The 13840-nt window shown below is 69.5% G+C and carries 13 protein-coding genes; 6 read left to right on the top strand and 7 right to left on the bottom strand.

Features of this window, described 5'->3' with window-relative positions; all coding sequences use genetic code 11:
* Positions 1-3 precede the first annotated feature (3 nt).
* Entirely contained in the window at positions 4-522 is a 519-nt protein-coding gene (gene def / locus ASF65_RS17250) for a peptide deformylase (protein WP_055891904.1), read from the bottom strand.
* A 98-nt stretch (positions 523-620) separates the two neighbouring features.
* On the opposite strand from def, the gene rmuC reads away from it, so the two are divergent.
* A complete protein-coding gene (gene rmuC / locus ASF65_RS17245) occupies positions 621-1745 on the top strand; it encodes a DNA recombination protein RmuC (protein WP_055891901.1) in 1125 nt (374 codons plus the stop codon).
* Between the two features lie 171 nt (positions 1746-1916).
* Positions 1917-3416, top strand: coding sequence for a serine protease (locus tag ASF65_RS17240; protein ID WP_244486803.1), 1500 nt, complete (start codon positions 1917-1919; stop codon positions 3414-3416).
* A gap of 66 nt (positions 3417-3482) precedes the next feature.
* Here ASF65_RS17240 and ASF65_RS17235 read toward each other — a convergent pair whose 3' ends face one another.
* Positions 3483-3851: a hypothetical protein gene (locus ASF65_RS17235; RefSeq protein WP_055891898.1), complete on the bottom strand. Its 369-nt coding sequence runs from the start codon at positions 3849-3851 to the stop codon at positions 3483-3485.
* 192 nt (positions 3852-4043) lie between these two features.
* Here ASF65_RS17235 and ASF65_RS17230 point away from each other — a divergent pair, with 192 nt between their 5' ends.
* On the top strand, positions 4044-6068 hold the full coding sequence (locus ASF65_RS17230; RefSeq protein ID WP_055891895.1) for a PhoX family phosphatase: 2025 nt from the start codon (positions 4044-4046) through the stop codon (positions 6066-6068).
* Between the two features lie 73 nt (positions 6069-6141).
* On the opposite strand, the gene ASF65_RS17225 is transcribed toward ASF65_RS17230, so the two are convergent.
* On the bottom strand, positions 6142-7074 hold the full coding sequence (locus ASF65_RS17225) for an endonuclease/exonuclease/phosphatase family protein (protein WP_055891892.1): 933 nt from the start codon (positions 7072-7074) through the stop codon (positions 6142-6144).
* A gap of 145 nt (positions 7075-7219) precedes the next feature.
* Between ASF65_RS17225 and galE the strand changes: the two genes are divergently transcribed.
* Positions 7220-8209 carry a UDP-glucose 4-epimerase GalE gene (gene galE, locus ASF65_RS17220; protein WP_055891888.1) on the top strand — a complete coding sequence of 330 codons (990 nt, stop codon included), beginning with the start codon at positions 7220-7222 and terminating at the stop codon, positions 8207-8209.
* A 41-nt stretch (positions 8210-8250) separates the two neighbouring features.
* On the opposite strand, the gene ASF65_RS21060 is transcribed toward galE, so the two are convergent.
* The 4 genes from ASF65_RS21060 to ffh all read right to left on the bottom strand — a co-directional run bounded on the left by ASF65_RS21060 (position 8251) and on the right by ffh (position 12434).
* Positions 8251-9564 (bottom strand): DUF6030 family protein, encoded by a 1314-nt coding sequence (locus tag ASF65_RS21060; RefSeq protein ID WP_082505799.1) that lies wholly within the window; start codon positions 9562-9564, stop codon positions 8251-8253.
* An 84-nt stretch (positions 9565-9648) separates the two neighbouring features.
* Positions 9649-10191 carry a ribosome maturation factor RimM gene (rimM, locus tag ASF65_RS17210; protein ID WP_244486802.1) on the bottom strand — a complete coding sequence of 181 codons (543 nt, stop codon included), beginning with the start codon at positions 10189-10191 and terminating at the stop codon, positions 9649-9651.
* 179 nt (positions 10192-10370) lie between these two features.
* The gene (gene rpsP / locus ASF65_RS17205) at positions 10371-10784 is read right to left on the bottom strand and encodes a 30S ribosomal protein S16 (protein ID WP_055891882.1); all 414 of its coding nucleotides are present in this window, start codon (positions 10782-10784) and stop codon (positions 10371-10373) included.
* Between the two features lie 90 nt (positions 10785-10874).
* Positions 10875-12434 (bottom strand): signal recognition particle protein, encoded by a 1560-nt coding sequence (gene ffh, locus ASF65_RS17200; RefSeq protein ID WP_055891880.1) that lies wholly within the window; start codon positions 12432-12434, stop codon positions 10875-10877.
* Between the two features lie 375 nt (positions 12435-12809).
* Here ffh and ASF65_RS17195 point away from each other — a divergent pair, with 375 nt between their 5' ends.
* Together ASF65_RS17195 and ASF65_RS17190 are read left to right on the top strand one after the other, a co-directional pair.
* Positions 12810-13085 carry a hypothetical protein gene (locus tag ASF65_RS17195; RefSeq protein WP_156369366.1) on the top strand — a complete coding sequence of 92 codons (276 nt, stop codon included), beginning with the start codon at positions 12810-12812 and terminating at the stop codon, positions 13083-13085.
* A 119-nt stretch (positions 13086-13204) separates the two neighbouring features.
* Entirely contained in the window at positions 13205-13822 is a 618-nt protein-coding gene (locus ASF65_RS17190) for a TetR/AcrR family transcriptional regulator (protein WP_244486800.1), read from the top strand.
* Positions 13823-13840: the final 18 nt, after the last annotated feature.

The following is a 13840-nucleotide window of genomic DNA, read 5'->3' as shown; positions in this document are numbered from 1 at the left end:
GGCTCACGCGCCGCCGCGCTTCGACGCCTTGGAGAACTTGCGGATCACCATGTCGCGCTTCAGCTTCGAGATGTAGTCGATGAAGAGGACGCCGTTGAGATGGTCGATCTCGTGCTGGAGGCAGGTGGCCAACAGGCCGTCCGCCTCGATCTCGTGCGTCTGTCCATCGAGGCCGAGATAGCGCACCGTGACCTTGGCCGGCCGCTCGACCTCGGCATAGTAGTCGGGGATCGAGAGGCACCCCTCCTCGTAGATCGAGCGCTCGTCGGACGAGGCGAGGATCTCCGGGTTCAGGAAGATCTGCGGCGCCTTTTCCGGATCGTCCTCCTTCGACAGGTCGATCGTGACGATGCGAAGCGGCTCGCCGACCTGGATGGCGGCCAGCCCGATGCCGGGGGCATCGTACATCGTCTCCAGCATGTCGTCGGTGAAACGCTTCAGCGTGTCGTCGACGCGGGACACGGGCTCGGACGCGCGGCGCAGGATCGGATCGGGCAGGATGACAAGGGGCTTGACGCTCATGGGCGTCAGGTAATCGCAAGCCGCGAAGCGGTCAACCGCGCCCGCATGTTCCCGTTTTGATCTGGCCCGCCATCGCAGAATCGGCTAGCCTCGGAACAATGGAATTCTCCGCCCTCGCCGCCTTTCTCGACCGCCCGCTGGCCGCCCCGTTCGGCATCGCGCTCTCATGGGGCGAGGCGCTGCTCCTCGTCGGCATCCTGGCGCTCCTCGTCCGGCTGGTCTGGCGTCGCCCGAGCCGTGAGGGCGAGAGCGCGCAGGACATTCTGCAGGCGCAGGCGGAGCTTGCCGGACGTGTCCAGTCGATGGGCGAGATGCTCGGCGCGCGGCAGGCCGACCTCGCTCGCGCCGTGTCGGAGCGGCTCGACGGCATGGGCCAGCGCGTCGGCCATTCCCTCACCGAGGCGCAGGCGCGCACCGGCGAGACGCTGTCGAAGCTCGCCGAGCGGCTCGCGGTGATCGACCGGGCGCAGGGGCAGATCCAGGGGCTCGCCGGCGAGGTCGTGCGGCTGCAGGACATCCTCGCCAACAAGCAGGCGCGCGGCGCCTTCGGGCAGGCGCGGATGGAGGCGATCGTCATGGACGCCCTGCCGCCGGGCGCCTACTCGTTCCAGGCGACGCTCTCGAACGGCAAGCGGCCGGACTGCCTGATCCCGATGCCGAACGGCGCGCCGGCGCTGGTGGTGGACGCCAAGTTCCCGCTCGAGGCCTGGACCGCGTTTCGCGAAGCGCCGAGCGACGAGGCGCGGGACGTCGCCGCCGCGCGCCTTCGCCGTGACATGGAGGCGCACGTGCGCGCCGTGTCGGAAAAGTACCTCCTGCCCGGCGAGACGCAGGACACTGCCTTCATCTTCGTGCCGTCGGAGTCGGTGTTCGCCGAGATCAACGAGCATTTCAGCGACATTATCCAGCGGGCACATCGCGCGCGCGTGGTGATCGTCTCGCCATCGCTCCTGATGCTGTCGATCGAGGTGGTGAAGGCGCTTCTGAAGGACCAGCGCATGCGGCGCGAGGCGGGGCTCATCCAGCGCGAGGTGGTTCTCCTGTCGGAGGACCTGCAGCGGCTCGACGCGCGGGTCGCGGCGTTGAAGACGCATCTCGGCCAGACCACGCGCGACGTCGACCAGATCCTGATCTCCACCGAGAAGCTGATCCGGCGCGGCGAAAAGATCGCGGGCGCCGAACTTGGACAAGACAAGGCGCCGGGACACCTGCCGCACACCTGAATCCATGGCCGTCCGGCCACGGCATTTGGCTTCGATTCGCCCGGTTTTCCACACGTTCCGGAAACCAACCGGAAAATCGTCCATTCCAAAGCTTGACAAATGTTTAATGCGTGGGATCGAAACGGGTTGTGCTGCGTTTCTTCTGCGAGTGATGGAACGGGGGCAACGGCAATGCGCGGCGTGACGACGGCGGTTCTGGCAGGCCTGCTTCTATGCGCGGCACCCGTGGCCGTGACCGTTCCGGCCATGGCCGCGAGCGGCGCCGAGGCCGACCTCGCGACCCTCTACAACCAGCACACCGATCTCGCCTTCCGCACGGGTCTTCAGCACCGCCTGACCTGGACCGGCGATTATGCCGGGCCGTTCGACGGGCGCATCGGACCGCAGACGCTGCGCGCCGTGCGCGACTTCCAGGCCCGCCATGGCCTCGCTGCCGACGGCGTGATGGACGACGCTTTCCTGAAGCTCGTGATCGAGAAGAGTGACGCCGCGCGCGACGCCGCCGGCTTCGTGCAGGTGACCGACGAGGCCACCGGCGTGCGCCTTGGCCTGCCCGGCAACGTGGTCGCCCCGGTCGGCGAGACCGAGGTCGGCAGCCTCTGGCGCTCGGACGACGGCGGCGTCGAGATCGAGACCGTGCGCTTCTCCAAGGAAGGCTACACGCTCGACGGCGTCTACGGCGTCCTGTCGCAGACCGGGCCGAACAAGACGGTGAGCGAGGCCTCGAAGGCCAACGACGGCTTCACCATCCGCGGCCACGAGGACGGCCGCGACTTCCTGATCCGCTTCTCCGGCCGCGGCAGCGACCTGCGCGGCTTCTCGGTCGCCTGGAACGCGGCGCATGCCTCGGTGATCGCCCCTTACGCCCAGGTCGCGGCCGGGTCCGTCGAGCCCTTTGCCGGCGAGCCGCGCTCGGGCGACGTCGGCCCGATGGCGCGCCTCTTCGAGAGCGGCCGGGCCGAGGGTGTTGCGTTCGGCGAGGGCGAGCACGCCAAGGCCTCGACGCCGAAGTCCGAATCGCCGTCGCTCGCCAACCCCTCGCCGGGCTTCGATTCCTCCGGCACCGGCTTCGTCGTGTCGAAGGACGGCTGGCTCCTGACGAACGCCCATGTCGCCAAGGCCTGCAAGACCGTGCTCGTCGGCGATCTCGGCGCAGCGTCCAAGGTGGTGGTCGACGAGGACCACGACCTCGCGCTCCTGAAGGTCGACGCCAAGGTCGGCAAGCCGCTCCCGATCGTCGCCGGCAAGCCGCGGCTCGGCGAGGACGTCCTGGCGCTCGGCTTCCCGCTGCGTTCGATCCTCGCCGACAGCCTGAACGTGACGCGCGGCAACGTCTCGTCGCTGATGGGGCTGATGAACGACGCGAACTACCTGCAGATCTCGGCGCCCGTGCAGCCCGGCAATTCCGGCGGCCCGCTGGTCGATCTCGCCGGCCGCGTTGTCGGCGTCGTCACCGCCAAGCTCAACGCCGTCGCGGTGGCCGATCTCACGGGCGACATTCCGCAGTCCATCAACTTCGCGATCCGCCCGGACGCCGCCGCCCGCTTCCTCCAGACGCACCACGTCGCCTTCGAGACCGCCGATGCCTCGGCAGCGCTCGAAAGCGTGCCGGATGCGACCGCCAAGGTGCAGGACTCGATCTACCCGGTGCTCTGCCTCGGCTCGAACTGAGGTCGACAAGCCTTCCGAAAAGGCCGGGCGCCCCGACGGGCGCCCGGCCTTTTTTTCATGACCCGCTCAGTTGGCAGCGATGGCGTCCGCCAGCGGCGTGACCACGACCGACGTTCCGTCGAAGGCCGCGCCCTGCATCGGCACCTCCACCGTCGCGCCGCCCTCGCGCTCAACCACGAGGATGCCGGCATCGGCGGTATCGCTCGCCGTGCGGACCTCGCGCAGCGTGCCGACGGGCTTCCGGTCCGAACTCATCACCGGCTTGCCGATCCATTCGGCGGTTTCCAGATCGCCAACCCCGGAATCCTGCGTTTCGGACCCACTCGTCACGGAGGGCACGGGCGGCTGAGGGGCGCCGGCGTCCTGCGCGTGGGCCGGCAGGGCGGCAAAGGCGAGAAGTGCCGCAACGAGCGCGGGGCGGACGGATGGCGTCATGAGCGTCGTATCCTGAAAGGAGCCGGGCCACGGGATCGCGGCCCTCCTGCGGACCGGACGCGGCATGCGCCGTCACAGTTCCCGCTTCACACCCCCGTGAACGCGCGCGCCCTGGTTCCGCATGTCATCGCTCTGTGACCTTGCCTCGCTAGGGCGGCCTGGAACCATTCCAAGGGACGAGGGACCGCTCCAATGAACGAACACGTCACGCCGCGCCACGCCGTGTTTCCGACCAGCCGCCTCGAGGAGGCCGAAGGCGAGGGCCTGAACCCGACCGCGAACCGCACGATGGGCGAGATCATCGCGGCGCGCTTCTCGCGCCGCGACTTCCTGCGCGGCTCGCTTGCGACCGCCGCGATCGCCGCGACGGTCAGCCCGATGGCGCTGATCTCGGCCGAACACGCCCGCGCGGCGACCGCGACCCGCTTCGACTTCCCGGAGGTCGAGGCCGGCATCGACCAGCATCACCATGTCGCCGAAGGCTACGACGCCGACGTGCTCCTGCGTTGGGGCGACGCCCTGTTCCCCGACAGCCCGGCCTTCGACCCGAACCGCCAGACGCCGGAAGCCCAGGCGCGCCAGTTCGGCTACAACAACGACTATGTCGGCTTCATTCCGATCGACGGCTCGTCCGAGCACGGCATTCTCGTGGTGAACCACGAGTACACCAACGAGCACCTGATGTTCCCGGGGATCGTGCAGGTCGTCGAGAAGGCCGACAAGAAGGACCCGGCCAAGATGGTCAAGGAGCTCGAGATCGCTCCGGCCGACAAGACCCGCGTCGACATCGAGATGGCCGCTCATGGCGGCACCGTGGTCGAGATCCGGAAAGAGAACGGCAAATGGCAGGTGGTGCGCGACGGTGCCAAGAACCGCCGCATCACGGCGATGACCGAGATGGCGCTGTCGGGTCCCGCGGCGGGCCATGACCGCCTGAAAACCAATGCCGACGCCACCGGCACCCGCGTCTTCGGCACGATCAACAACTGCGCCGGCGGCGTCACGCCCTGGGGGACCTACATCATGGCCGAGGAGAACATCCACGGCTACTTCATGGGCACGCTGCCCGAGGGCCACCCGGAGGCCGGCAACTACAAGCGTCTCGGCGTTCCCGAGGGCACCTATGCCTGGGGCCGCTTCCACGACCGCTTCGACCTGTCGAAGGAGCCGAACGAGCCGAACCGCTTCGGCTGGGTGGTCGAGGTCGACGTCGAGGACCCCAATTCGATGCCGAAGAAGCGCACTGCGCTCGGCCGCTTCAAGCACGAGGGCGCCGCCTCGACGGTGGCCAAGGACGGCCGCGTCGTCTTCTATCTCGGCGACGACGAGCGCTTCGACTACGTCTACAAGTTCGTCACCGCGGGCCGCTACAACCCGGACGACCGGGCGGCCAACATGGACCTCCTCGACGAGGGCACGCTCTATGTCGCCAAGTTCGGCGAGGACGGCGGCATGGTCTGGCTGCCGCTCGTCCACGGCCAGGGCCCGCTCACCGAGACCAACGGCTTCCGGTCCCAGGCCGATGTCCTGATCGAGACGCGCCGCGCCGCCGACCTTCTCGAGGCGACGCCGATGGACCGGCCCGAGGACATCGAGCCGAACGGCGCGAACGGCCGGGTCTACGTGATGCTGACCAACAACACGCGCCGCAAGGCCGACCAGGTCGATGCCGCCAACCCGCGCGCGGCCAACGCCTTCGGTCACATCATCGAGATCCATGAGGACGGCGACGACTTCACGGCCGAGACGGGCCGCTGGGAGGTGCTGCTCAAGTGCGGCGATCCGTCGGTGGCCGAGGTCGGCGCGACCTTCTCGACCGAGACCACGAAGAACGGCTGGTTCGGCATGCCCGACAACTGCGCGGTGGACGCCGACGGGCGCCTCTGGGTCTCGACCGACGGCAACTCGCCCAAAGCCACCGGGCGCACCGACGGGCTCTGGGCGGTGGAGACCGAGGGCGCCGGGCGCGGCACCTCGAAGCTCTTCTTCCGCGTGCCGGTCGGCGCCGAGATGTGCGGCCCCCTTCTCCTGCCCGACATGCAGACGGCCTTCGTCGCCGTGCAGCATCCGGCCGACGGCGGCGAGGACTGGGAGGGCTTCGGCCGCCTGTCCTACTACGAGGACCTCTCGACCCGCTGGCCGGACTTCGACGACGCCATGCCGACGCGCCCCTCCGTCGTCGCGATCACGCGGCAGGGCGGCGGGCGCATCGGCTGACCGAACGGGACGGACGACGATCGGCGGCGGCTTCGGGGCGACCCGGGGCCGCCGCCTTCGTTTCGGCCTCCGGTCAGGGAACGATGATCCGCGCCAGTAGACCGCGGTGGTTCGAGCCGAAGGCGCTCGGCAGCGCCTCCAGCGACGTGACCACGGCGCCGCGCGTGAGGACATGGTCGATCGGCAGGCCGAAGCGCCCGGCGCCGGCCGGCCAGGTCGGCACGTAGAAACCGGAAAAACGCATCTCGGCGCGTGTCGCGAGCTCGACGAGATCGGGCGACCAGGGCACGGCGTTGAAGTCGCCGGCGAGGATCACCGCCCCGCGCATCGCCCGCAGCCGGTTGCCGAGCACGAGGCGCTCGATCGCGGGCAGCTCGTCGAAATAGGGCTTCGTCAGGTGCGCGCCGACCAGCGTCACGCGGCGACCATCGAGATCGAACGCGAACTCCGCGTAGCGCTTGGCCGGCACCGCGCCGAGCCACGTCTGGCGCGTCGAGACCGGCGGACGCCGCGACAGGAGAAGCGTGTCGCAGGGCTCCGGCGCCGTGCAGCCGAGCCGATAGGGATAGGCCGCCTGGAGCCGGGGAAGCTCGGCCCGGAACTGCGCCGCCTCGAAGATGAGGATGGCGTCGGCCCCGGAGGCGAGAAGGAACGGGATCGCCGACACGCCCTCCCGGTTGGTCGACAGCGCGTTGAAGCTGACCAGCGTGAACGGCGTGCCCACGACGGGCTCCACCGCCCGGCCGGCCGACACGCTCTCGAAGCGCCACAGGGCCAGCGCGAGGATGGCGAGGGCGACGAGCGCCGTCCCGCCGGCCCGCCACGGGCGTCCGAGCAGGCCGAGGGCGAGCGCCGGCAGGCTGAGGGCGAGGCCTAGGATCGGCAGGAACTGCCCGATCATCGACACGAGAGGAACCTGCGGGAGGAGGAGGCCGATCCCGACCAGCAGGACGATCGCGGCCGCCACAGCCGTCAGCGCGCCGACCCATTCATCGCGTCGAAGCATCCGGCCCATCCGATCCCGTGGGTGGGAGCGAACCCGTGTCGGTCGCCCCGCGACCGGCGTTTTCGCACTTGCGAAACATCCTGCGCAAGATAGCATCCGGCGCGATTCAGACCGGGGTGGCCCGGCCCATCGAAGGATCCCGCGCATGAGCGTACTCGTCACCGGCGGCGCCGGCTATATCGGCAGCCACATGGTCTGGGATCTCGTGGATGCCGGCGAGCGCGTCGTGGTGCTCGACCGCCTGTCTACGGGTTTCGAATGGGCCGTGGCGCCGGAGGCCGAGCTCGTCGTCGGCGACATCGCCGACATGGCACTGGTCGAGCGGCTGATCGCCGAAAAGGACATCCAGGAGATCATCCACTTCGCCGGCTCGATCGTGGTGCCGGAATCGGTGGCCGATCCGCTCGGCTACTACCTCAACAACACGGTCGCCTCGCGCGCGCTGATCGAAGCGGCGGTGAAGGGCGGGGTGAAGCACTTCATCTTCTCGTCCACTGCGGCCGTCTACGGCTCGCCGAAGACGATGCCGGTGCCCGAGACGCAGCCGCCGGCGCCCGAATCCCCCTACGGCACGTCGAAGTGGATGACGGAGCTGATGCTGCGCGACACGGCGGCGGCCCATCCGATCACCTTCGCGGCGCTGCGATACTTCAACGTGGCGGGCGCCGACCCGAAGGGCCGTGCCGGCCAGTCCACCAAGGGCGCGACCCATCTCATCAAGGTCGCCAGCGAGACCGCGCTCGGCAAGCGGCCGTTCCTGCAGGTGTTCGGCAACGATTACGACACGCCGGACGGCACGTGCGTGCGCGACTACATTCATGTGTCGGATCTCGCCAGCGCCCACCGCCGGGCGCTCGACTACCTGCGGGGCGGCGGCGCCTCGATCATCGCCAACTGCGGCTACGGTCACGGCTATTCGGTGCTCGAAGTGCTCGACACGGTGCGGCAGGTGGTGGGGCGCGACTTCGACGTGCGGATGGCCGAGCGCCGGCCGGGCGACGCCAGCGCCATCGTGGCGGATGCCACCACCGCGCGGCAGGCCTTCGGCTGGGAACCGCGCTACGACGACCTGCCGTTGATCGTGCGCCATGCGCTGGACTGGGAAGAGGCGCTGGGGCGCCGCAACGCGCTCTGACCACGGACGCCGGCTGAAAGGTTAGCCGGCGTCACCCCTCGTCAAGGCGGATCGCGCCCCGCCGGAACGCTCTCCACCGGCACACCGGCCATAGCCGCGATGTCGGCCAGGGTCGACGCCTTCGGCTTCTCCTCGGGCGGCTTCGGCGGGCTCGGGAAGCGGAGCGACAGGTTCCAGCGCTCGACCTCGCCGCGTTCGCGCGACAGGACCACCCGCGTGCCGTGGGCGGCCTCCTCGAACGGATCGAGCGCGGCGATCCGCTGCCTCAAGGCGGCAGCGCCCTCCCAGTTCCAGCGATCGAAGAAGCCCGACACGAGGCTCGCGATCTCGCCCGCGGCCTCCGCGCGACGCGCCGCGTCGTAGAGGTTCAGCTTGATGCGAACCTCGAGCAGCGTCTCGCGCCCTCGCAGGACCGCGAACGCCTCCGCCTGTTTCCTGTCGCCGAAGACCTTCGAGGCGACGCATTCGTCGAGGTCGCCGAGCGGGCTCGGGCCCCAAGCCCCTGCATCCCATCCGGCCGTCCCGAACGCCGCGCAGACGTCGGCGGGGGGCTGCGGCACGAGGCGGACGAAGCGGAACGCGATTGTCTTCAGGTCGAGGTCGCGGGTCGCGGCGAAACGCTCGACCACGAGGGGCTTCGGCCGGGGGCCGGGCTGGGCCACCACCGATCGCTCGTCCTCCACCCGCGGCGCCCGCACCTCGACAGTGGCCCGCTCGTCGTCCGGCCGCACGGCCATCAGCGCGGCATAGAGCGCGCCGCCCGCCAGAAGCACCAGCGCGACGACGCGCGCGGCGCCGATCAGCGCGCCGCCGTCGCGGCCGCCGGCAGGCCGCACCGGTGAGACCGGAGGGGGATCGGAGGGCGCGTCCCAACGCGAGACCGGCCGCGCGACCACGGCTTCCGCTTCCGCTTCCGCTTCCGCTTCCGCTTCCGCTTCGGCTTCGGCTTCGGCTTCGGCTTCGGCTTCGGCTTCGGCTTCGGCTTCGGCTTCGGCTTCGGCTTCGGCTTCGGCTTCGGCTTCGGCTTCGGCTTCGAGGGATGTCCCGCCGTCTGCCGGCTTGTCCAGACCTTCTTCACCCGGCGGGGACGCCGGCGTGGTCACGGCGATGGTCGAAGACGGCTCGGCGCCCGCCTCCACGTCAGGAGCGGCGGGCGGCCCGAACGTCTCGGACGTCGTGCCGGCTACGTCCGCAGGCCTGGGATCGGGGGAGGCCTCGCGGTCGCCCGAGATTGCCCCGTTTTCGTCCCCTGCCGTCTCCGGCAAGGTCGCAGCCCCTTCGCGCTCCTCCGCGACCACGCCCGCGGCGGGTCCGTCGCCGGACGGCCGGGTCGAATCGTGAAGGCCGTGCGTCATGCGTCGTGCCGCTCCGCAGGTCGAAGGGGATCAGGGGTTCTTGATAGCTCTATCCTTCAAACGAGGCGAGAGTCGGTCGCGCCATCACGCTTCGCGCGGCGCATCCTCGTCGGGCGGGACAAGGCCGGCGGCGACGGGCTCGACCAGGATGAAGCCGAGGTCGAGGTCGATCTCCGGGACGGCGGCTTCGGTGAAGGGGATCATCACGCCCTTGCTCCCCTCCGGCACGATCTCCAGGATGTCGCCGGCGCCGAAGTCATGGAAGGCGACGACTTCGCCGATCACCGTGCCGTCGACGAGCCGGGCGACGAGGCCGACGAGATCGGCCTGGTAGAACTCGTCCTCGCCCTCTTCCGGCAGCGCCGCGCGGTCGACGAAGAGTTCGGTGCCGTTAAGCAGTTCGGCAGCGTTCCGATCGGCGACCTCCTTGAAGCGCACCACCACGACGTTCTTCTGAGCGCGCGCCGAGACGACCGTGTAGCGCCGGCCCTTGGCATCGGTGAGCGGTCCGTAGGCGCCGAGATCCTCGGGGTCCTCCGTAAAGGAGCGCACGCGCACCTCGCCCTTGATGCCGTGGGCGCCGCCGATCACGGCCAGGAGGATGCTGTCGCGGGGGGCGTCGTTCACGGCTGGAAGTCCCATCAGGAGGTCGGAAGGTGGCAGGGTTTCGTTTCGGGCGTCAGTCGCCCGTCCCGCCCGCCTCGTCAAGCTCGGGCTGGATGCGGGCGGCGGCGGAAACGAAAACGGCGCCCCGATCGAATCGGGGCGCCGCATCCGGTGTTTCACGTGAAACGTTAAGGAGTGCCTTACTCGGCAGAAGCCTCGGCGCCGCCGGCATCCGCCTCGGCCTTCTCGGCAGCGGCCTTCTCGGCGGCCTCGCGGGCGTCTTCCTCGCGCTGCTTGCGCTCGGCCTCGCGCTCCTGCGCCTTCTTGCCCGGCAGCGCCTTGGTCGGGTTGGCGCGGGTCGGACGGTTCACGATGCCGGCCTTGTCGAGGAAGCGCAGCACGCGGTCGGTCGGCTGGGCGCCTTCGCTCAGCCAATGCTTGATCCGGTCCTCCTTGAGGGTGACGCGCTCGGCGTCCTTCGGGAGCATCGGGTTCCACGAGCCGACGGTCTCGACGAAGCGACCGTCTCGGGGGCTGCGGGCGTCGGCGACGACGACGTGGTAGTACGGGCGCTTCTTGGAGCCGGCACGGGCAAGGCGCATCTTCAGGGGCATGAGGGTCTTCCTTCTGCTTCTTCTGTCTCGCGGCACCTTCTTGGGATGCGCCGTCGGGTTTCGTTCAAGGGGTGGTCCGGGCCGAAGCCCTTATTTCTTCCGGCCGAGGCCGGGAAGTCCGGGGAAGCCGCCGCCGGGAAGTCCCGGCAGGCCGCCGCTCCCGAGGCCGGGGGGAAGGCCGCCGGGCAGGCTGCCGAGCCCGCCCTTCTGCATGGCCTTCGCCATCTCCTCGAGCTGCTTGGGGTCCATCTTCGACAGGTCCGGCATGCCGCCGCCCATCCCGCCGGGCAGGCCCATCTTGGCGCCGAGGCCGCCCATGAGCTTGCCCATGATGCCGGCGCCCTTGCCGCCCTTGCCGCCCATCGCCTTCATCATGTCCGCCATCTGGCGGTGCATCTTGAGGAGCTTGTTGATGTCGGCGGCATCCGTCCCGGAACCGGCGGCGATCCGTTTTTTGCGCGAATGCTTCAGCTGGTCGGGGTTGGCGCGCTCCCACTTCGTCATCGACGAGATGATCGCGAGCTGCCGCTTCAGGAGCTTGTCGTCCATGCCGGCGGCGGCGATCTGGTCCTTCATCTTGGCCATGCCGGGCATCATGCCCATCACGCCGCCCATGCCGCCGAGCTTCTGCATCTGGCCGATCTGGGCTGCGAGATCGTCGAGGTCGAACTTGCCCGACTGCATCTTCTTGGCCATCGCCGCGGCCTGTTCCGCGTCGATGTTCTCGGCCGCCTTCTCGACGAGGCTGACGATGTCGCCCATACCGAGGATGCGGTCGGCGATGCGCCCGGGATGGAACTCCTCGAGCGCGTCCATCTTCTCGCCGGTGCCGATCAGCTTGATCGGCTTGCCGGTGACGGCGCGCATCGAGAGCGCCGCGCCGCCGCGGCCGTCGCCGTCGACGCGGGTGAGGACAAGACCGGAAATGCCGACGCGCTCGTCGAACGAGCGGGCGAGGTTCACCGCGTCCTGGCCGGTCAGGCTGTCGGCGACGAGCAGGATCTCGTGCGGGCGGGTGGCGGACTTGATCTCCGCCATCTCCTGCATCAGCGGCTCGTCGATATGCGTGCGGCCGGCGGTGTCGAGGATCAGGACGTCGTAGCCGCCGAGCTTGGCGGCCTGGGAGGCGCGGCTTGCGATCTCGACCGGGCCCTGGCCGGCGATGATCGGCAGCGTCGCGACGCCGGTCTGCTCGCCGAGCACCCGCAGCTGCTCCTGCGCGGCCGGGCGGCGCGTGTCGAGCGAGGCCATCAGGACGCGCTTCTTCTGGCGCTCCGTCAGGCGCTTGGCGATCTTGCCGGTCGTGGTCGTCTTGCCCGAGCCCTGCAGGCCGACCATCATGATGGTGACGGGCGCAGGCGCATTGAGGTCGATCGCGACCTGGTCGGAGCCGAGGGTGGCGACCAGCTCGTCGTGGACGATCTTGACGACCATCTGGCCGGGCTTGATCGATTTCACGATCTGGGCGCCGACGGCCTTCTCGCGCACGCGGTCGGCGAAGGAGCGCACCACCTCCAGCGAGACGTCCGCCTCCAGCAGCGCACGGCGCACCTCGCGCAGCGCCGCCGCGACGTCGCCGTCGGACAGGGCACCGCGGCCGGTGAGGCCGTTCAGGATGGACCCGAGGCGGTCCTGGAGGGATTCGAACATCCGCTGTCTTCCTTGTCTTCCGGCGGTGCCGGAAGAATGGGAACTCGTGGCGCCCGATCCAAGCCGAAACGAAGCGCCAAACGGAAACGCATCCGCGGGCGACACTCGCTGGCGGATGGTGACCTCCATGCGGCTTCGGAAGAAGGGACACGGTCGGCGGGTCGCGGACGGATGATCGAACGCTGAAATTCCCGTGCTTGAAACAAAGACGGACGCTCCTGTCAAGGCGCCGCCGGCACCCGAGCCTTTCGACGACCCATAAAAAGCAAAGCGTTAAGCACCTTTCCCAACACTCTTTTCAGCATCCGGGCGTTAAGTCGGAGACCGGAACCCGTGCCGTCCATGGTCACGGGTGGCAAGGCATTCGACGGCCCGATGAACATTCTTCGCTTTCCCGACCCGTCCCGGCCCGGAGACCGCACCAGCGGCCCCGCCGAGCCGTCGCGGGCGTCGGGCGAAGAGGGCGCGGGCAGCCGCGCGCCGTCGGACGCCCGCATCCTGCAGGCCCTATCGGTGCTGAACCGCCCGGTGCTCGACGCGGTGATGGGGCGTCGCCCCGGCGCGCAGCGCGTGCTGGCGGCCTTTCGTGCCGACTGGACCCCGCCGCGCCTTCGCGCACCACGGCCGGCCAACGACGCGCCGACAGTCTGAGCGCCACAGTCGGGCTTCCGAAGCATCCGCGACTCACGAATCCGGGCGCTGCGCTCTCGACAAGTTGATTCGGAGATCGTATGAGAACGATCGTTCGCTCTCGCACCACCCGGACCCCCGTGACCCCTCCTCCGATTGCTGCACAGGTACTTCAGCCGAGCGACGAGCGTCGCCGCCAGATCCTGGCGGCCGCGCGCATCTGCTTCGCGCGCGCCGGGTTCCATGGCGCGTCCATGGGGCAGATCTGCGCCGAAGCGCAGATGAGCCCCGGCGCGCTATACCGCTACTTTCCCTCCAAGGACGCGATCATCGAGGCGATCGCCGACGAGGAACGCGTCGGCGCCGTCGCCTGCATGGAACACCTGCGCGGTCCTGGTTCGATCGCCGACCGGCTGGTCGCCACCGCGATGGAATACCTCGCCTCGGCGCGCGACCCGGAAAGCGGCGGGCTGATGGTGGAGATCTGCTCCGAATCGCTGCGCAACACCGCGGTCGGCGCCCGCTTTTGCGAGCTCGAAGACATGGTCCGCACGACCATGCGCACCGCGATCGCCGAGGCGCGCGAGCGCGGCGAGGTGCCGGCCGATCTCGACCTCGACGTCGCCCTGACCATGATCTTCGCCTTCGGCGACGGCCTGATGATGCGCCTGCAGTTCGAGCGCGAGGTCGCGCTGGAAGCGATCGAGCCGCACCTCCTGCGCGTCGTGCGCGCGCTTCTTCGCATGGACGAGGCCTGATCCCGTGCGCCCGTCCCG

Source organism: Aureimonas sp. Leaf324 (assembly GCF_001423245.1).
GTDB lineage: Bacteria > Pseudomonadota > Alphaproteobacteria > Rhizobiales > Rhizobiaceae > Aureimonas.
This window is presented reverse-complemented; position numbering and strand designations above follow the sequence as displayed.

Coding starts and splice junctions, on each gene's coding strand:
- def (WP_055891904.1), bottom strand. CDS start 522: ATGAGCGTCAAGCCCCTTGTCATCCTGCCCGATCCGATCCTGCGCCGC.
- rmuC (WP_055891901.1), top strand. CDS start 621: ATGGAATTCTCCGCCCTCGCCGCCTTTCTCGACCGCCCGCTGGCCGCC.
- ASF65_RS17240 (WP_244486803.1), top strand. CDS start 1,917: ATGCGCGGCGTGACGACGGCGGTTCTGGCAGGCCTGCTTCTATGCGCG.
- ASF65_RS17235 (WP_055891898.1), bottom strand. CDS start 3,851: ATGACGCCATCCGTCCGCCCCGCGCTCGTTGCGGCACTTCTCGCCTTT.
- ASF65_RS17230 (WP_055891895.1), top strand. CDS start 4,044: ATGAACGAACACGTCACGCCGCGCCACGCCGTGTTTCCGACCAGCCGC.
- ASF65_RS17225 (WP_055891892.1), bottom strand. CDS start 7,074: ATGCTTCGACGCGATGAATGGGTCGGCGCGCTGACGGCTGTGGCGGCC.
- galE (WP_055891888.1), top strand. CDS start 7,220: ATGAGCGTACTCGTCACCGGCGGCGCCGGCTATATCGGCAGCCACATG.
- ASF65_RS21060 (WP_082505799.1), bottom strand. CDS start 9,564: ATGACGCACGGCCTTCACGATTCGACCCGGCCGTCCGGCGACGGACCC.
- rpsP (WP_055891882.1), bottom strand. CDS start 10,784: ATGCCCCTGAAGATGCGCCTTGCCCGTGCCGGCTCCAAGAAGCGCCCG.
- ffh (WP_055891880.1), bottom strand. CDS start 12,434: ATGTTCGAATCCCTCCAGGACCGCCTCGGGTCCATCCTGAACGGCCTC.
- ASF65_RS17195 (WP_156369366.1), top strand. CDS start 12,810: ATGAACATTCTTCGCTTTCCCGACCCGTCCCGGCCCGGAGACCGCACC.